A 14,642-nucleotide genomic window follows, 5' to 3' on the forward strand; every position below is an offset into this window, starting at 1 on the left:
CGCAGGCAACACCGCAGCTGTTTCGACGACGATTTCAGCAAGCGTGTTTCCTAGGAGAGCAAGATGATCATTCGGCGGGTACTCAACAACAACGTTGTTGACGCGTTGGACGACTCCCTGCAGGAGGTCATCGTCTTCGGCAAGGGCCTCGGCTTCCGCTCGAAGCCGGGCGAGCGCGTCGACCAGACCCTCGTCGAGAAGGTCTTCCGGCTCGAAGACGACGCCGCCAGCCGTCACTTCGCATCCATCGTCGACTCCATCCCGGCGGAGATCCTCACCGCTACCGCCGACCTCGTCGCCCGCGCACGCACCGAGCTGAGCGCGAAGATCAGCGACAGCCTCTACGCGAGCCTCGCCGACCACTTCGTGTTCGCCGTGCAGCGCGCCCGCGACGGCGGCGACTTCACCGTCCCTCTCGCCGTCGAGGTGCGCCGCTACTACCCGAGCGAGTACGCCTTCGCGAAGAGCGCCGTCGCAGAGCTCAACTCGCGGCTCGACGTCGAGCTGCCCGAAGAAGAGGCGACGAGCATCGCCCTCCACGTCATCAACGCGCAGGTCGGCGGCGCCGCCGACAGCGCGGCACGCCTCATGGAGCTCACCCACTCGATCCTCGACATCGTGCGCCTCCACTTCGGCCTCCACTACGACGACGCCGACTCCGCCTACCTGCGCTTCGTCACCCACGTGCGCTTCTTCGCCCAGCGCGTGCTCCTCGGCGAGACCGTGCAACGCGACGACGCCGAGCTGCTGCGCATCCTCACCGAGCAGAAGCCCACCGCCTTCGCCAGCGTCGACAAGGTGGACGCCTTCGTCAAACGCAGCCACGGCCACGCGATGAGCGCCTCCGAGAAGGTCTACCTCGGCCTGCACATCGCCAACTTCCTCTGACACGCGAGCGAGCACGCGAGCGAGCGAGCGCATCCAGGCGTTCAGACCCACAGTTTTCAACACCCCCAAGAATCCACCGCAGCGTGAGGGCAACCGCGTGAAGCCGGGATTCTCCCCAACCAGGAGACACCCCATGAAGTATGAGAAAGACGCCGCGGCGATCATCGCCGCGGTCGGCGGCGACGAGAACATCTCCTCGCTCTACCACTGCGTCACCCGCCTGCGCTTCGGCCTGAAGGACAACACGAAGGCCGACCAGGCCGCGCTCACCGCGATCGGCCCCGTCGTCGGCGTCAACGACGCCGGCTCCCAGTACCAGGTCATCATCGGCAACGACGTGCCGCTCGTGCACAAGGCCATCGTCGCCGAGCTGCCACGCCTTGCGACGAGCGAGGACTCGGCAGCGGATGCGCCCGCCGACACCACGGGCGGGAAGCAGAAGCTGCACACCCGCTTCTTCGACTTCATCGCCGGCGTCTTCGCGCCCATCCTCCCCGCCATCGCCGGCGCCGGTCTCCTCAAGGGTGTGCTGGCGCTCATCAACGCGTTCGGCTGGGTCGACCCGACCTCGCAGACGTTCCTCATCTTCTCGGCCATCGCCGACGCCGTCTTCTTCTTCCTGCCGATCGTCGTCGCCGTGTCCGCCGCCCGGAAGCTCAACGCGAACCCCTACGTCGCAGCCTCCCTCGGCGCGGTCCTCGTCTACCCGGCCCTCACGACGATGCTCAGCGCGGGCGAACCCGTCGCGCTCCTCGGCGTCACCGTCACGTCGGTCTCCTACGCCTACTCGGTCATCCCGGTCCTCCTCGGCGTCTACCTCATGTCGTGGGCCGAGCGACTCTTCACGAAGATCATCCCCTCCTTCCTGAAGCTGACCTTCGTGCCCATGCTGACCCTCGTCACCGTCGTCCCGATCACGCTCGTCGTGCTCGGCCCGCTCGGCACGTTCGTCGGCAACGGCGTCGCCGGCGGCATCAACTGGGCCCTCGACAACGGCGGCGCACCCGCCGGGTTCGTCATCGGCGCCCTCCTGCCGCTCATCATCATGACCGGCATGCACTACACGCTCGTCCCCTTCATCCTGCAGAACCTCGCCACCCTCGGCTACGACAAGTTCCTGCCACTCACCTACGTGCAGACGTTCGCGACCGCCGGCGCCGTCTTCGGCGTCTTCCTCCGCGCGAAGAACGCGCAGATCAAGGCCCTCTCGCTCTCCACGACCTTCACCGCCCTCATGGGCGTCACCGAACCCGCCCTCTACGGCCTCGCCCTCCCCCTGCGCCGCCCCCTCATCGCCTCCATGGCGGGAGCCGGCGTCGGCGGTGCCATCTCCCTCGGCTTCGGCGTGCAGGCCTACGTGCTCGCCGGCAACGGCGGACTCCCCGGCCTGCCCGGCCTCGTCGGCGCCACCTTCGGGTGGGCGATCCTCGGCATCGTGCTCGCCTTCATCGTCTCCACCGTCGTCTCCGCGATCCTCGGCATCGACGAGTCGATCCTCGCGAAGACGTCCGAGAAGCCGGCCGCCGCACCAGTCACGAGCACCACTGCGGCCGCCCCTGCCACCGCATCCACCGACCGCTCCGCAGCGGATGCGCCCCTCGCGCCCTCGAGCGGCGAGCTCATCGCCTCCCCCATGGCGGGCGAGCTCATCTCGCTCGACGACGTGCCGGACAAGACGTTCTCACAGCGCCTCGTCGGCGATGGCGCCGCCATCCGCCCCACCAGCGGACGCGTCACCTCGCCCGTCACAGGCGAAGTCGTCACCGTCTTCCCGACCAAGCACGCCGTCGCCATCCGCAGCGACGAGGGCACCGAGGTCCTCATCCACATCGGCATCGACACCGTCTCCCTGCAGGGGCGCGGGTTCGACGCGCACGTCGCAGAGGGCGACCGCGTCACCGTCGGCGACCCGCTCATCGACGTCGACCTCGACGCCGTCAGCGCCACCAACGACACCGTGACCGTCATCGTCGTCACCAACCTCGGCCTCCGCTCGATCGTGCCAGGCACGCCAGGCACGCGCGGCAACGGCGACCCGCTCATGCACGTCCTCGCCACCATCCACGCCGACGCCACCACGAAGGAGCAGACCGCATGAACCAGACCCACCGACAGCGCACTGCCACCGACCCCAGCCCGCACGGCGCATCCGGAACCTTCCCAGAAGGCTTTCTCTGGGGCACCGCGTTCGCCGCGAACCAGGTCGAAGGCGGCTTCGACCAGGGCGGCAAGGGCCTCTCGCAGGCCGACGTCATCCCCTTCCGCAAGACCGGCGACTACGTCGACATCACCTCGCTCATGAAGGCGACGGATGCGCAGATCGCCGAGGCCATCGCCACCCCGGGCGCCGCCGGCTACCCGAAGCGATCCGCAAGCGACTTCTACAACCGCTGGGAGGGCGACGTCGAGCTCTTCGCGGAACTCGGCATGAAAGCGCTCCGCATGTCGATCGCCTGGTCCCGCATCTTCCCCAACGGCGACGACGCGGCCCCCAACGAAGAAGGACTCCTCTTCTACGAGCGCCTCTTCACGCGCCTCCGCGAGCGCGGCATCGAACCCGTCGTCACCATGTCGCACTACGAGATGCCCCTGCACCTCGTCACCGAATACGGCGGCTGGTCCAACCGCGCCGTCGTCGGCTTCTTCGAGACCTACGCGAAGACCATTCTCACCCGCTACCGCGGGCTCGTGCGCTACTGGCTCACCTTCAACGAGATCAACACGACCCTCATCGAGCCGTACACGGGCGGCGGCATCATCGAACGCGAGCCACAAGACGGCGTCGACCCTCGACAGGCCGGCTACCAGGCCCTGCACCACCAGTTCGTCGCAAGCGCCCTCGCGACGAAAGCGGCCCGCGAGATCGCACCGGACGCGCAGGTCGGCTGCATGCTCGCGCGCATGGCCCACTACCCCGCCACGTCGGCCCCCGCCGACATCGTGCGAGCCCAGTGGGACAACAACATGAACCTCTTCCACACCGACGTGCAGGTGCGCGGCCGGTACTCGGGAACCGTGCGCCGCTTCTGGCGCGACACGGGCATCCACGTCGCCATGGAACCGGGCGACGAGGCGCTGCTCGCCGCCAACACGGTCGACTTCATCTCCTTCAGCTACTACATGAGCCTCGTCTCCTCCGTCAGCCCAGAGCTCTACGGCGCGACCGGCGGCAACCTCTTCTCGACCATCAAGAACCCCCACCTGCAGACCACCGAATGGGGCTGGCACCTCGACCCCGAGGGCCTCCGCTACGTGCTCAACGACCTGTGGGACCGCTACCAGGTTCCCCTCTTCATCGTCGAGAACGGGCTCGGGGCGACGGATGTGCTCGAGGGCACCGGCGCCGACCGCGCCGTGCACGACGAGTACCGCATCGACTACTTCCGCCAGCACCTCCAGCAGGTGCGGGAAGCCATCGAAGACGGCGTCGACCTCCTCGGCTACACGTCGTGGGGCGGGCTCGACATCGTCAGCGCCTCCACCTCGCAGATGACGAAGCGCTACGGGGTCATCTACGTCGACCTCGACGACGAAGGCGCCGGCAGCGGCGACCGCATCCGCAAGGACAGCTTCCACTGGTACCGGGAGCTCATCGCCTCGAACGGGGCGACGCTCGAGGCGCTCCCGGCAACAGGAGCGTAGGGGCGAAGTCGCGCCGGGCCGCTCGGAAGCAGCGACCCGCTCATCCCCTGAGGGCCGTCATGCGTGCATGACGGCCCTCAGGGCGTTGGCGTTGGCGTTGGCGTCTGCGTCTGCGTCTGCGTCGCGCTCGCCGCTACGCTCGTCGTGACTCCCCGCGACCGAGATGGAACCATGTCCCCCTCCCCCCAACGGCGCCGCATCGCGCTGTTCGTGCTCTTCTTCCTGCCTGGCATCACCATCGCCTCCTGGGTGACCCGCACCCCGGACGTTCGGGACGCGCTCGGCGCCTCGACCGCGGAGATGGGGTTGATCCTCTTCGGCCTCTCGGTCGGGTCGATGCTCGGCATCCTCAGCTCCGGCAGGCTCGTCAGCAGGTTCGGCGCCCGCCCCGTCATCACCGTGGGCATGTCGCTCGTCGCCGCGAGCGCCCTCACCATCGGGACGGGCGCAGCACTGGCGTCCGGGGCCGTCGTGGCGCTCGGCCTCGCACTCTTCGGCCTCGGCATGGGCGGCGCCGAGGTGGCCCTCAACATCGAGGGCGCCGACGTGGAACGGCAGCTCGGCAAGTCCACGCTGCCCGCCATGCACGGCTTCTTCAGCCTCGGCACGACCATCGGCGCCGTCGGCGGCATCGTGGCCACGGCCACGTCGTTCCCGATCCTGGCGCACCTTAGCATCGCCGTCGTGGTCGTCGCGGTCGGGCTCGTGGCGTCCATCCGCCTCCTGCCGCCCGCCACCGGGAAGGCTGCGACCACGGTGAGCACCGACGAGCGCGGCGGGCCTGCGAGCCGCCCGCTCTGGCGAGACAGGACGCTGCTGCTCATCGGCGTCATCGTGCTCGCGCTCGCCATGGCCGAAGGCAGCGCCAACGACTGGCTGCCCCTCGTCATGGTCGACGGCCACGGCTTCGACGCCGCCTGGGGCTCCGGGATCTTCGCGGTCTTCGCGCTGTCGATGACCATCGGCCGGTTCGTGGGCGGCTCGTTCGTCGACCGCTTCGGCCGGCCCGCAGTGCTGTGCGCGAGCGCCCTGATCGGCGCGACCGGCCTGGCGCTCATCATCTTCATCGACAACCAGGCGGTCGCCGCCTGCGCCGCGATCCTGTGGGGCCTCGGCACCGCACTCGGCTTCCCCGTCGCACTGTCGGCAGCCGGAGCATCAGGCGACCGGCCGGATGCCCGCGTCGCGTTCGCCGCCACGCTCGGATACATCGCGTTCCTCGTCGGCCCGCCCGCACTCGGCTTCCTCGGCGAGGACTTCGGGCTCAGGTCCGCGCTCATCGCCGTGCTGGTGCTGGTCGCCCTGGCAGCCGTCGCCAGCTGGCTGGTCGGCCGCGGAAAGCCGACGCGCGAAGACCCGGCCGAAGCCCCGACGGCGCCCGCAGGCACACGAGCCGACTGAGCGCATCCGAGCTTCTCCCGACCTCGCCGCAGTGAAGGCACGCGCGCTCGCAAGCTAGCTGATCAGGAGATCCGCGGATGCGGCTCCCCCGGCCGCCGGAACGCCTCGGCGTTCGCGACCACCACGCCGACGATCACGATGGCCCCGCCCACCAGCTGGCCGACCGTGAACGGCTGACCCGCCAGCAGGGTGAACGCGACCGTGAACACCGTGATCAGGTTCAGGAACACCCCCGCTCGAGCCGCCGGGATGACCGCGAGCGCGCGGTTCCAGAGCAGGTAGGACAGCACCGACGGGAACAGGGCGATCAGCACCAGCGAGGTCGCCGCATCCGCTGAGACCGGGAGGTGCGGGCCACCCGTCGCGAACGTGAGGGGCGCGACCAGGAGCACCGTGATGACCGCCTGAATGGACGTCGACGTGATGGGCGGCAGGGGAGGCGACCTGCGGCCGATGATCGTGTAGGCCGTCCAGATGCCGACAGCACCGAACATGAGCAGCTGCCCGACGCCGAACCCCGTCTCCAGGAACGCGCCGACATCACCGCCGCTCACCACGACGAACACCCCGACCAGGGCGATCACCACGCCGGCGACCCCGGTCCGCGTGAGGCGCTGCCTGAGGAAGATCGCCGCCGCCACCGCGATCACGGCAGGGTTGAACGCGTTGATGAGCGACGCGCTGAAGGCGTCGCTGTACTGCAACGCCGCGTAGAGCGTCAGGTTGTACCCGGCCAGACCAGTGCAGCTGAGCGCCAGCAGCCACGGCCACGCCCGCAGCACCTTGCGCCAATCCGGGCGCTCCGCGAAGTGCGCGATCGCGAGCAACGGCACAGCGGCGAGCGTCCACCGCCAGAGCACGAGACTGAGCGGGTCCATCGTCTCGAGCACAGCCGCGCCGACGATGTAGTTGCTCGCCCAGAACAACGTCGCGCCAAGCAGCGAGAGCACCGCGATCAGCAGCGAACGGCGGGCCGACGCATCCGGCCCCGCATTCCTCGACCTCACGCTCACGCGCGCACCTCCCCGACCCCGCGCAGCGGAGCGCGCCTCGACCCCGCCAGCCTAGCCAGGTGCCGCCGAACCGACCGCCCCTCGCGGCAGAGCCCGGTGCGCGCGCCAAGCTGCCAGCCACGGTGACGACACAGCCCGATCACGCTTCCCGGGGACAGAAATCGCGCTGTCGTCACCGTGACTGTCAACCCTGCGGGAGCTGAGCACCGACCAGAGCACGTACGCGTAGCGTTGCTCGGGTGAAGACCGTTGGCGTCGACCTGGCAGCAGAACCCACGCGCACGGCGATGGCCGTCATCGAGTGGGGTGCCGACGGAGCACGCCTCAGCCACGTGCAGCTCGGCACCTCCGACACCGAGATCATCGAGCTGGCCGCAGATGCGGCGAGTGTCGGCATCGACTGCGCGTTCGGGTGGCCGATCGAGTTCGTGGAGTTCGTCTCGGCCCACGCCACCCGGGTGTCGGGCACGCACGCACGCACCGGCATCGACCTGCGCCGCCGCCTCGCCTACCGGCACACCGACCGGGTCGTGCGGGAGCAGACGGGCCGCTGGCCGCTCAGCGTCTCCACCGACCGACTCGGCATGACGGCCATCCACTGCGCCGAGCTGCTCGACGGGTTCGCGGCCGCAGGAGAGCAGGTCGACCGCTCCGGCGGCGGTCGCCTCGCCGAGGTGTACCCGGCGGCCGCGCTCCGCGCGTGGGGCCTGCTGACCCCGGGGTACAAGACCAAGCCGGAGGCCCGCATCCTCGCGGCGCAGGCGGTTCTGGCCGCGCTCCCCCGCCTCGAGACGACCGCCGAGCAGCGCTCGCTCCTGGGCAGGTCCGACGACGCGCTCGACGCGCTCGTCGCGTCGCTCATCGCGCGAGCTCACGCGCTCGGCAAGACGCTGCCGGTACCGCCGGAACTGCTCGACGCAGCGAAGATCGAGGGGTGGGTTGCACTCCCCACCTGCGGCATCGGCGAGCTCGCGGGAGCCGCATGATCCGTGTTCTCCGCACCATGCGCCGTTCAGCGACCCGCCTCTGGTGGTGGGCCCTCGACTACGCCTACGTCGTCGCGCAGCAGGCACGCGCCGCGTTCGATCGCACGGACCCGGCGATGTTCCTCGACGGTCACCGCGCCCCCGTCGTCGTGGTCCCCGGCGTGTACGAGCCGTGGCGATTCATGCTGCCGCTCATCCGCACCATCCACGCGATGGGGCATCCGGTGCACGTCCTCGACCCGCTCGGCTTCAATCGCAAGCCGGTGCCGGACGCGGCAGCGCATCTCGTCGAAGCGCTCGAAGGCCAGGACCTGGAGGACGTCATCATCGTCGCTCACAGCAAGGGCGGACTCGTCGGCAAGTACGCGATGACGCGGGGTGCGGGGGTGCCGCGCATCCGCTCGATGCTCGCCGTGGCGACCCCCTTCGGCGGATCCTCATACGCGCGTCTGCTGTTCACGCCGAGCCTGCGCATATTCTCGCCGCGCGACCGCACGATCCTGGCGCTCTCCCTCGAGAAGGAGGTGAACTCCCGGATCGTGTCGGTCTTCGGCTGCTTCGACCCGCACATCCCGAAGGGCAGCTTCCTGCTGGGCGCCGAGAACGTGCAGCTGGACACAGGTGGGCATTTCCGCGTGCTCGAGCACCCGCGCGTCCTCGTGGAATTCGAACGCCTCGCCGCGCAGCCGACAGAGCACTGATGGGGGCGTCGCCTCAGGCGGCGGGCCTAGCATCAGCGCCATGACTCCGGATGCACGCAACTGGTTCGACGAAGGCGGGCAGGCGTACGCCCAGTTCCGCCCCACTTACCCCGCTTCGCTCGCCAGCGAACTCGCGCAGCTGGCCCCGAGCACCGACCTCGCCGTCGATACGGGGTGCGGCAACGGCCAGTTCACAACCACGCTCGGAGCGGCCTTCGACCAGGTCATCGGCCTCGACCCGAGCGAGGAGCAGATCGCGAACGCGGCCCCGCATCCGCGCGTCGCGTACCAGCAGGCTCCCGCGGAGTCGCTGCCGGCGAGCATCCGCAACGACTCCGTCAGCCTGGTCAGCGCCGCCCAGGCCGCGCACTGGTTCGACCTGCCCAGGTTCTACGACGAGGTCACCCGAGTCAGCGTTCGCGGCGGCGTCATCGCGCTGCTCTGCTACGGCGTCCTCCACCTCGACGACCCCGCCATCGACGAACGCGCCCAGCGCTTCTACGCCGAAGACCTCGACGCCTACTGGCCACCGTCTCGGCGGCTGGTCGAGCGCGAGTACCGCGACCTGTCGTTCCCGTTCGAGGAGATCGAGTTCCGGGCGCCGAGCATCCAGAAGCGACTGACCCTGGATGCGCTGCTCGGCTACTTCTCGACCTGGTCGGCCGTCCGTGCGGCGCGCGAGGCGGGCCAGGCGCGCCTGCTCGAGGACGTGGGCCGCGACCTCGCCGACCTCTGGGGCGACCCCGCGACGGAACGACTCACGACCTGGCCCATCGGGGGCCGCGTCGGGCGCGTCGGCACCGCAGGGGCGTGAGTCGCGCGGGTGGCCCGCGGCCGTAACGCGGATCCTGCGCCCACACGACGACGCTGAGTAGCATGCAGGCCATGCCCATCAGACTCGAGAACGTCGGCATCGCCGTCCGCGATATCGAAGCGACCATCGCCTTCTTCACCGACCTCGGGCTCACCGTGCTGGGCCGCGACGAGGTCAGCGGCGACTGGGCAGCCACCGCAGTCGGTCTCGACGGCAACCACGCCAAGATCGCCGTGCTGCAGACGCCAGACGGCCACGGGCAGCTCGAGCTGTTCGAGTACATCCACCCGGAGGCCATCGAGACCGAGCCGACGCTGCCCAACGAGATCGGGATGCATCGCGTCGCGTTCTCCGTCGACGACATCGACGAGTCGCTCGCGATCGCGGCAAGGCACGGCTGCCACCCGCTGCGGGGTGTCGCGAACTACCGGGACGTCTACAAGCTCACGTACCTGCGAGGCCCGAGCGGCATCATCGTGATGCTCGCGCAGGACCTCACGAAGAGCTGACGCGCCGCGCCGACGCTACGCGCTCGGCTCGAGCGGCACGATCTGCTGGAACGGCGGGATCTTCTCCCCGCTCTGGTCGCCGCCGAAGACCGTGCTCTCGCCGCGGTCGTAGACGAGGTCGAACTGCGTGTAGTCATCGCGCAGCCAGGCTCCGACCCAGCCGGTCACCGTCTCCCCGGGCTTGACACTGTTGATCGGCGTGTATCCGGCGGCGGTCATCGCCGGCGCGAGCGTCTCCGGGTTCGTCAGGCCGAGCGAGACGTAGTCGAGGTTGACGCCGCGGTCGGTGATGGACACCGGCGTCGGCCTTTCCGCACCGCCGTACTCGTCGCCGGCGGTGAAGCGGACCTTCACGAGCACCGCTTGGAGCCCGTCCGAGACGGACGCGTTCGCCGCGGACTGGAAATCCGTGACCATGGCGAGCGTCGTCACAGACGTCCCCGTGAGCTCATCCGTGACCGTCTGCTCGACGATCGGGATGCTCGGGGGTTCCGCGATCGTCGCCGTCGGGGTCGGCGTCTCGGCAGGCTGAGCCTCGACGCCTCCCATCCCCGCGCATCCGCTGAGCGTGAGCGCCGCGGCGACAAGCGTGGACACGAGGGCGAGGCGAGCGGCTGCGAACGTCATCGGAAGATTCTCGCACCGAGCACCGCGCACCGAGCACCGCCTCATGCGCCACCGACGTCGGCTACGCTCCCGCGAGGTACTGGGCGAACGACAGCGGCGGCCGTCCGGTGACCCGCTCGACATCGTCGGATACGCGAGACAGCTCGCCGCTCGCGATGGCCGTGTACGTGCTCACCCAGGCGTCGTTCTGCCAGGCGGGCGCGCCCCACTTCGCCCGCGACTCGTAGGCCTCCTCGAGGCTCTCGTCGCGGAACGTCACCGCGGTGCCGCGAGCGTGCGCGATCGCCGCCGCGATCTCGGTCGCCGTGAGCGCCTCCGGGCCCGTCAGGTCGTACGTGGCCTCCCGATGCGCATCCGGGGCGAGCAGCACGCTCGACGCGACCGCCGCCACGTCGGCGCGGCTGACGATCGAGACCCGGCCGTCGCCGGCCGGGCCGCGCAGCACGCCGTCGTCGCCGACGAACATCGGCATGACGTCCATGTAGAAGTTGTCCCGCAGGAAGGTCCACGTCATTCCGGACGCCTTGAGATGCTCCTCCGTCGCGTGGTGGTCGCGCGCCAGCGTGAACGTCGAGGCGGGCGAGGCGCCGAAGAAGGACGTGTAGACGACGTGCTCGACGCCAGCCTCCGCCGCGGCGTCGATGAAGGCCTTGTGCTCGTCGAGTCGCGACTCGCTCTCGGCCGCCGAGACCATGAACAGGGTGCGGGTGCCGCGGAGTGCGGCAGTGGATGCGGCGCGGTCCGCGTAGCTGAACGGCGCGACCACGCACCCGGGCAGCTGCGGCGCGTTCGCCGGAGTGCGTGCGAGGAGGAGCTGCGAGGCGCCAGCGTCGGCGAGCCGCTTGGCGACGACGCCGCCCACCGCTCCCGTGCTGCCGGTCACCGCGATGCGGTCGGTGGATGCTTCGGTCATGCTGAACTCCTTGGACTCGGTGCCGCTGTGGTGGGGTTGTGCTGCGGGGGTGGGGTATCGTGCGTCGAGCCCGGCACGCGTTCGTCTCGGTTCGGCCGGCGCTCATCCACGCGCGGTGTCGTACTCCCGCTGTGCTTCGGCGACGCCCGTCATGTGCTCGGTCGCCCACTCGGTGAGCACGCGGAGTGGGCCGAGCAGGCTGAGTCCGGCGTCCGTCAGCTCGTAGTCGACGCGCGGCGGCACCTGCGGGAACACGGTGCGCGTGACGAGGCCGTCGCGTTCGAGCCCACGGAGCGTCTGGGTGAGCATCTTCTGCGAGACCCCGTCGACCGCGGCTTGGATCTCCGAGAATCGCTTCGGACCCTCGTGCAGCGTGCCGACGACGAGCACCGTCCACCGGTCGCCGATGCGGTCCAGCAGGCGGCGCGACGGGCAGTCGCGCACGTACGGGTCCCACAGGGGTTCGGACATGACCCACCTCTCATCGGTAACTGCACGGTACTCAGTTACCGCCAGAGACTCAAGGGCTGCGCCACAGGCACTTCTCGGTAACCGACGCTCCCCAAAGTGCCTTCTTCCCCTCCCCGCAGTCGGTCTCCTACGGTGACTGTCGGCGCCCGACACCGGTCGCCGAGACGAAAGGACCACCATGGCCAAGATCACCATCCTCGGCGGAACCGGATACGCCGGAAGCAACCTCGTCAAGGCGGCAGCGTCCGCGGGCCACGAGGTCACCTCGTTCAGCCGCTCGCGCCCCGACGAAGAGATCGAGGGCGTCACCTACGTCAGCGCCAGCGCCCTCGAAGACGGCACGCTCGAGCACGCCATCGACGGCGCCGATGTCGTGGTCTCCGCCCTCGCGCCTCGCGGCGACCTGGAAGGCCGAACCCGCGGCGTGCTCGCGCAGGCCGCGGCACTCGCCGCCGCGAAGGGCGTGCGCTTCGGCGTCGTCGGCGGCGCCGGTTCGCTGTTCGTCGCCGAGGGCGGCCCACGGCTGTTCGACACGGAGGGCTTCCCGGATGCGATCAAGCCGGAAGCCGCCGAGATGGCCGGCGTGCTCGACGACCTCCGCGTATCCGCCCCAGAGCTCGACTGGTTCTACGTCAGCCCCGCCGCCGCGTTCGGCGCCTGGGCACCTGGTGAGGCGACGGGCGAGTACCGCATCGGCGGCGACGTGCTCCTCGCCGACGAGAACGGCGACTCGAACATCTCCGGCGCCGACTTCGCCGCCGCGATCGTCGCCGAGATCGAGAACCCCGCCCACCGCCGCGCGCGCTTCGGCGTCGCGTACTGAGCAGCGGCACCTTGCCCGGACCGGGGGCATCCACACGAGCACTGCAGGTTGCGTTTCGCAACGAACATGCATGGCTCGCGTGGATGCCCTTGGGAGCGGGCCGGAGGGGGCAGGCGGGAGCGAGCTGGCGCGAGCTATGGGACGATGACTGCGCGGCCGCGGATCTCGCCAGCGTGCAGCTTCTCGTAGGCGGCGGGCGCCTCGTCGAGGGAGAACCGCTCGACGTGGATGTTGATGGCGCCGCGCTTCGCGAGCTCCACGACCTCCATGAGCTCCGTCCTGGAGCCCCAGTTGATGGCGCGGCCCGTGACGTCGAGGGGCACCGTCGTCTGACCGATGGGCACGGCACCGCTCGCGACGCCCACGACCACGACCGAGCCGGCGGCCGCAACCATCTTCGCCGACAGGTCGGCCGTCGGCTGGATGCCGACGAAGTCGAACACGACCGTCGCCCCGAGACCGCGAGTGAGGTCCTTGACCGCTGGGATCGCATCCGGGTTCGACAGGAACGTGTGGTCGGCCCCGACGGCGCGGGCGAGCTCGAGCTGCGCCTCGCCGACGTCGAGCACGACCACCGTCGTGGCCGACAGCGCCTTGAGCAGCTGGATCGCGACGTGGCCGAGGCCGCCTGACCCGATGACGACCGCGGTCGAGCCGGGAACGAGCTTCGGCAGCGCCGACTTCACGGCGCGGTACGGGGTGAGCCCAGCGTCGGTGAGCGACACGTTCTTGACCGGGTCGAGGTCGCCGATCGGCACGAGGTGGCGCGCGTCGTCGACGATCATGTACTCGGCCATGCCGCCGTCGCTGAAGATGCCGGGCGCGCGCATCCCCTTCTCGCAGTTCTGCTCAGCCCGCCTGCGCAGTGGTAGCAGCGGCCGCAACCCCACGGCCCGTAGACGATGACCGATTCGCCGATCTCGACGTCGTGGACGCCACTGCCGATCGCTTCGACGACGCCCGCGACCTCGTGGCCGAGCGTGAGCGGCAGCGGTTTGAAGTAGTAGTCCTCCTCGGATGCACCCATGATGAACTCGTCCGAATGGCAGGCGCCGGCGGCCGTCACCTTGAGCAGGATCTCCCCGGCAGCCGGTGTTGGAGTGTCGATCTCGACGAGTTCGGGGCGCGAGCCGATCGCGCGGTACTGCAGTGCTTTCATGGCGCTGCCTCTCTCCGGGCGGAGCAACAACCCGGCTTCAGTGTGCGACGCGAAGCGCCGCGAACCCGGAAGTGGGGTCCCGTCCGATGCTACGCCTCGCTATGTGTCGAGTCAGCGAGATTGTCCTGGGCGAGCGCGGCGCGGCGCGCCCACCAAGCCCTGACGCCGCTCCTGACACCCACCCAGACCGCGAGCAGAAGCAAGACCAGCGCCGCGCATCCGCTCGTCGCCCACATGACCGCGCCCCACCCAGTGTGGTCGCCACCGCTGGTGCCGAACGCATCCGCGACATTCATCCCGACCCCAAACCAGGCCCAGAAGAAGGGAAACCCACCCAGGAACAGGAGACCCGCTGCCACGGCAGCGCTCTGGACCCACGTCGCCCCCCTCCGGCAGGAGAGCACAAGACTCCCGAGCCCGAGCAAGAGCCCCGGCCCCAGGAGCATGGCGACGACCCAGACGTGAATGGTCTCGTTGGAACGAGCAGCATGGAGGTAGATCTCCTCGAGGGTCATGTCGGGGACCGCCGCGAGCGGGTCGAGCACAAGAACCTGCAGCATCCCGAAGACCGCGTACCCGGTCACGAGCAGGAACCCGACGCAGCCGACCACGATGGCAGCGGCCGACCGCGACGGCTTCTCGACGCTCATGCGAGCGAGACTACCCATGGCCGTCCGTCACGTTGCCCACGCTGC

16 protein-coding genes are annotated in these 14,642 nt (G+C 69.7%); 9 read left to right on the plus strand and 7 right to left on the minus strand.

Features of this window, described 5'->3' with window-relative positions:
• The first annotated feature begins 63 nt into the window (after window positions 1-63).
• The 4 genes from F8O03_RS17230 (at window position 64) to F8O03_RS17245 (ending at window position 5,931) form a co-directional block, all read left to right on the plus strand.
• Window positions 64-888, plus strand: coding sequence for a PRD domain-containing protein (locus tag F8O03_RS17230; RefSeq protein ID WP_104254754.1), 825 nt, complete (start codon window positions 64-66; stop codon window positions 886-888).
• 133 nt (window positions 889-1,021) lie between these two features.
• Window positions 1,022-2,986: a beta-glucoside-specific PTS transporter subunit IIABC gene (locus F8O03_RS17235; RefSeq protein ID WP_151424971.1), complete on the plus strand. Its 1,965-nt coding sequence runs from the start codon at window positions 1,022-1,024 to the stop codon at window positions 2,984-2,986.
• The gene (locus F8O03_RS17240) at window positions 2,983-4,530 is read left to right on the plus strand and encodes a glycoside hydrolase family 1 protein (RefSeq protein ID WP_151424972.1); all 1,548 of its coding nucleotides are present in this window, start codon (window positions 2,983-2,985) and stop codon (window positions 4,528-4,530) included. The genes F8O03_RS17235 and F8O03_RS17240 overlap by 4 nt, the downstream gene beginning before the upstream one ends.
• Window positions 4,531-4,674: 144 nt before the next feature.
• Entirely contained in the window at window positions 4,675-5,931 is a 1,257-nt protein-coding gene (locus F8O03_RS17245) for an MFS transporter (protein WP_425280959.1), read from the plus strand.
• 62 nt (window positions 5,932-5,993) lie between these two features.
• Here F8O03_RS17245 and F8O03_RS17250 read toward each other — a convergent pair whose 3' ends face one another.
• Window positions 5,994-6,944, minus strand: coding sequence for a DMT family transporter (locus tag F8O03_RS17250; protein WP_244296355.1), 951 nt, complete (start codon window positions 6,942-6,944; stop codon window positions 5,994-5,996).
• A 239-nt stretch (window positions 6,945-7,183) separates the two neighbouring features.
• On the opposite strand from F8O03_RS17250, the gene F8O03_RS17255 reads away from it, so the two are divergent.
• The 4 genes from F8O03_RS17255 to F8O03_RS17270 all read left to right on the plus strand — a co-directional run bounded on the left by F8O03_RS17255 (window position 7,184) and on the right by F8O03_RS17270 (window position 9,954).
• Window positions 7,184-7,930 (plus strand): DUF429 domain-containing protein, encoded by a 747-nt coding sequence (locus tag F8O03_RS17255; RefSeq protein WP_151424974.1) that lies wholly within the window; start codon window positions 7,184-7,186, stop codon window positions 7,928-7,930.
• Complete coding sequence (locus tag F8O03_RS17260; protein ID WP_244296356.1) at window positions 7,927-8,631, plus strand: esterase/lipase family protein; 705 nt, start codon at window positions 7,927-7,929, stop codon at window positions 8,629-8,631. The genes F8O03_RS17255 and F8O03_RS17260 overlap by 4 nt, the downstream gene beginning before the upstream one ends.
• Window positions 8,632-8,671: 40 nt before the next feature.
• A complete protein-coding gene (locus tag F8O03_RS17265; protein WP_151424975.1) occupies window positions 8,672-9,445 on the plus strand; it encodes a class I SAM-dependent methyltransferase in 774 nt (257 codons plus the stop codon).
• A gap of 71 nt (window positions 9,446-9,516) precedes the next feature.
• Window positions 9,517-9,954, plus strand: a complete 438-nt coding sequence (locus F8O03_RS17270; protein WP_104254815.1) for a VOC family protein — start codon at window positions 9,517-9,519, stop codon at window positions 9,952-9,954.
• A gap of 15 nt (window positions 9,955-9,969) precedes the next feature.
• Here the strand turns inward: F8O03_RS17270 and F8O03_RS17275 are convergent, their stop codons facing one another.
• The 3 genes from F8O03_RS17275 to F8O03_RS17285 form a co-directional block, all read right to left on the minus strand.
• Window positions 9,970-10,581 (minus strand): hypothetical protein, encoded by a 612-nt coding sequence (locus F8O03_RS17275; RefSeq protein WP_151424976.1) that lies wholly within the window; start codon window positions 10,579-10,581, stop codon window positions 9,970-9,972.
• Between the two features lie 61 nt (window positions 10,582-10,642).
• Window positions 10,643-11,494, minus strand: a complete 852-nt coding sequence (locus tag F8O03_RS17280) for an SDR family oxidoreductase (RefSeq protein ID WP_151424977.1) — start codon at window positions 11,492-11,494, stop codon at window positions 10,643-10,645.
• 102 nt (window positions 11,495-11,596) lie between these two features.
• Complete coding sequence (locus F8O03_RS17285; protein ID WP_104254762.1) at window positions 11,597-11,965, minus strand: winged helix-turn-helix transcriptional regulator; 369 nt, start codon at window positions 11,963-11,965, stop codon at window positions 11,597-11,599.
• 178 nt (window positions 11,966-12,143) lie between these two features.
• Between F8O03_RS17285 and F8O03_RS17290 the strand changes: the two genes are divergently transcribed.
• A complete protein-coding gene (locus F8O03_RS17290; RefSeq protein ID WP_151424978.1) occupies window positions 12,144-12,788 on the plus strand; it encodes an NAD(P)-dependent oxidoreductase in 645 nt (214 codons plus the stop codon).
• Window positions 12,789-12,922: 134 nt separating this feature from the next.
• On the opposite strand, the gene F8O03_RS17295 is transcribed toward F8O03_RS17290, so the two are convergent.
• From F8O03_RS17295 to F8O03_RS17300, 3 genes are all read right to left on the minus strand, one after another.
• Complete coding sequence (locus F8O03_RS17295; protein WP_341872800.1) at window positions 12,923-13,618, minus strand: zinc-binding dehydrogenase; 696 nt, start codon at window positions 13,616-13,618, stop codon at window positions 12,923-12,925.
• On the minus strand, window positions 13,570-13,947 hold the full coding sequence (locus F8O03_RS18545; RefSeq protein ID WP_341872801.1) for an alcohol dehydrogenase catalytic domain-containing protein: 378 nt from the start codon (window positions 13,945-13,947) through the stop codon (window positions 13,570-13,572). Before F8O03_RS18545 ends, F8O03_RS17295 begins: the two co-directional genes overlap by 49 nt.
• Before the next feature lie 89 nt (window positions 13,948-14,036).
• On the minus strand, window positions 14,037-14,597 hold the full coding sequence (locus tag F8O03_RS17300) for a hypothetical protein (RefSeq protein WP_208851902.1): 561 nt from the start codon (window positions 14,595-14,597) through the stop codon (window positions 14,037-14,039).
• Window positions 14,598-14,642 lie beyond the last annotated feature (45 nt).

The organism is Pseudoclavibacter terrae, from assembly GCF_008831075.1.
Classification (GTDB): Bacteria; Actinomycetota; Actinomycetes; order Actinomycetales; family Microbacteriaceae; genus Pseudoclavibacter; species Pseudoclavibacter terrae.